This window comes from Streptomyces sp. ICN903, from assembly GCF_022015835.1.
GTDB lineage: Bacteria > Actinomycetota > Actinomycetes > Streptomycetales > Streptomycetaceae > Streptomyces > Streptomyces fenghuangensis.
Map to the genome: position 1 here is coordinate 1 of NZ_JAKMAY010000503.1, position 2,332 is coordinate 2,332.

Genomic DNA, 2,332 nt, shown 5'->3' on the forward strand with positions numbered 1-2,332 from the left:
GGGCAGGGGAACCGAGCCCAGGTGGACGGGGAGGGCGGGGTCCGTGCCGCCCCAGACCGGGGCCGGTGAGGAGTGCAGGGCGGCCAGTTCGCGGCCCAGCCGTTCGGCCTGTCCGGCGCTCGCCGCGCCCGGCTCGACCCACTCCAGCACCAGCACGTCCGCCTCGGCGCCGATCACCTCGGGCACGGCCACCGCGCCGGTGGAGCGCAGCAGCTCCAGACCGGCGGCCTCGGCCGCGAAGAAGTCCCGGGGGGCGCCCGCGAGGGTCTTGGCGAAGACGGTACGGCCGTCCGCGAGCTCGATCCGGTACGCGTCGCAGATGTCGCCGCCGCCCACGGGCCGCGCCTGCCCGGGAGCCGAGCCGGTCAGGGCGGCCACCCGCCCGGCGACGCCCTCCCCGGACCTACCGGGTCCGCCCGTAACGCCCGCCACGTCCGTCACAGCAGCGCCGCCCCGCCGCCGGTCCTGCCGCCACCGGCCCCGCCGTCTCCGGCCGGCGGCCCGCCGAGAGCGGCCCGCACCTCCTCCAGCAGGCCCGGCACGGCCTCCTCCACCAGGGCCAGGCACTCCTCGAATCCCTCCGGCCCGCCGTAGTACGGGTCGGGCACGTCCAGGTCGCACGAGCCGGCGCCCGCGCCGGGGGCGTACGACCGCAGCAGCCGGATCTTGCGCGCGTGCCCGGGGCCGGGCGCCAGCCTCCGCAGATCCCGCAGATGCCCCTCGTCCAGGGCGATCACCAGATCGAGGCGCTCGAACCAGTCGCGCCGGAACTGCCGTGCCACGTGCTCGTGCACGTATCCGGCGGCCGTCAACACCGCGACGGTGCGCGAGTCGGCGCCGTCGCCGGCGTGCCAGCCGCCCGTCCCCGCACTGCTCACCTCCACCAGCTCCGCCAGACCGGCCCGCTCCGCATGGGCGCGGAAGACGGCCTCGGCCATGGGGGAACGGCAGATGTTGCCGGTGCAGACGAAGCAGACGCGGTAGGGCGTACGGACACCGTCGGGGGCGCCGGGGATGCCGGGGTCGGAGGTGCGCATGCCCTCCATCATCGGCGATGCTCCGGGCCTCCCCGGCCCCCGTCTTCCGTCCTCCTCCGCACGGCGGTCAGTCGCCGTCGGGCAGCACCATGCTCACCGCCCACGACACGATGGAGATCACCAGGGCGCCGAGCACCGCCGTCCAGAAGCCGTCCACGCGGAAGGCCAGGTCGAACTGCTCGGCCAGCCAGGAGGTGAGCATCAGCATCAGCGCGTTGATCACCAGGGTGAACAGGCCGAGCGTGAGGACCAGCAGCGGCAGTGACAGCAGTTTCGTGATCGGCTTGACCACGGCGTTGACGACGCCGAAGATCAGCGCGACGAGGACCAGCGTGAAGGTCTTGCCCGCGGTGTCGTCACCCGTGAGCGTGATGTCGTCCAGCAGCCAGACGGCGACGGCCAGGGCCACCGCGTTGGCGATCGTTCTGACAAGGAAATTCACCATGTCCGAGATCGTTCCAGAAACGGGGACGGTCGCCTACCGGTGAGGGGTCGAGGAGTCATGAAGGCGTTCCGGTTGGAGGAACTGGAGGCGGAGCGGGCCGCCAACGACGGCGCCTACCTGCAGTTCCTGCGCGAGAGGAACATGTCCGTCGGCCTGTACGCCCTGGACCGGGGCGCGCTCGACCCGCAGCAGCCGCACCGGCAGGACGAGGTGTACTTCGTCGCCAGCGGCCGGGCGCTGATCACCGTCGGGGACGAGACCACCCCGGTCGCGCGCGGCAGTGTGGTCTACGTGCCGGCCGGCGTGCCGCACAGGTTCCACCACATCACCGAGGACCTGCGGGTCCTGGTCGTCTTCTCTCCCCCCGAGGGCTGACCGGGCCGTACGGGTCCTCCGGCCGCCCGGCCCCTCCGGCCGTACGGGCGGTCCGGGACGCCGCCCCGGCCGCCCTAAGGGTCCGGTCAGGGAAGGACCCGGGCCCGCGGCGTCCCGGCGCGGGGCCCGCCCGCCTAGCATCGGAGGCGGAAGCACCGGACGCACCCGGCCGCCGGACCCTCCCGGTGGCCGGAGACTTCAGGAAGCGGGTACACGGTCATGGATCTCAAGGGGACCTTCGCGGCGCTGCCGTGGTGGGTGAAGTGGGTCGCGATCCCGCTCATCGCGCTCTTCGTCTTCGGCGGCCTGATCTTCGCCGTCGTCGGCTTCGTCGTGAAGCTGCTCTTCAAGGTCCTGCTGTTCGTGGCGCTGGTCGGCGCGCTGGTCTACCTGGTGCGGAAGTTCACCTCCTCCGGATCCTCCTCGGGAGGCTGACCCCCGCCGGGCGCCCCGGGCGCGGCTCAGCGCCGCGCCC

The 2,332-nt window shown here is 73.4% G+C and carries 5 protein-coding genes; 2 read left to right on the forward strand and 3 right to left on the reverse strand.

What is annotated here, in order from left to right:
- From L7D48_RS28240 to L7D48_RS28250, 3 genes are all read right to left on the reverse strand, one after another.
- A partial coding sequence (locus tag L7D48_RS28240; protein ID WP_237883854.1) for a fructosamine kinase family protein occupies positions 1-432 on the reverse strand: 432 nt, incomplete at its 3' end.
- Positions 433-437: 5 nt separating this feature from the next.
- Positions 438-1,037 carry a low molecular weight protein-tyrosine-phosphatase gene (locus L7D48_RS28245; RefSeq protein WP_237883856.1) on the reverse strand — a complete coding sequence of 200 codons (600 nt, stop codon included), beginning with the start codon at positions 1,035-1,037 and terminating at the stop codon, positions 438-440.
- 67 nt (positions 1,038-1,104) lie between these two features.
- Positions 1,105-1,482 (reverse strand): phage holin family protein, encoded by a 378-nt coding sequence (locus L7D48_RS28250; protein ID WP_237883858.1) that lies wholly within the window; start codon positions 1,480-1,482, stop codon positions 1,105-1,107.
- A 57-nt stretch (positions 1,483-1,539) separates the two neighbouring features.
- On the opposite strand from L7D48_RS28250, the gene L7D48_RS28255 reads away from it, so the two are divergent.
- Complete coding sequence (locus L7D48_RS28255) at positions 1,540-1,857, forward strand: cupin domain-containing protein (RefSeq protein WP_093851904.1); 318 nt, start codon at positions 1,540-1,542, stop codon at positions 1,855-1,857.
- Positions 1,858-2,076: 219 nt separating this feature from the next.
- On the forward strand, positions 2,077-2,292 hold the full coding sequence (locus L7D48_RS28260) for a DUF5326 family protein (protein WP_237883860.1): 216 nt from the start codon (positions 2,077-2,079) through the stop codon (positions 2,290-2,292).
- Positions 2,293-2,332: the final 40 nt, after the last annotated feature.

Coding starts and splice junctions, on each gene's coding strand:
- L7D48_RS28250 (WP_237883858.1), bottom strand. CDS start 1,482: ATGGTGAATTTCCTTGTCAGAACGATCGCCAACGCGGTGGCCCTGGCC.
- L7D48_RS28255 (WP_093851904.1), top strand. CDS start 1,540: ATGAAGGCGTTCCGGTTGGAGGAACTGGAGGCGGAGCGGGCCGCCAAC.
- L7D48_RS28260 (WP_237883860.1), top strand. CDS start 2,077: ATGGATCTCAAGGGGACCTTCGCGGCGCTGCCGTGGTGGGTGAAGTGG.
- L7D48_RS28245 (WP_237883856.1), bottom strand. CDS start 1,037: ATGCGCACCTCCGACCCCGGCATCCCCGGCGCCCCCGACGGTGTCCGT.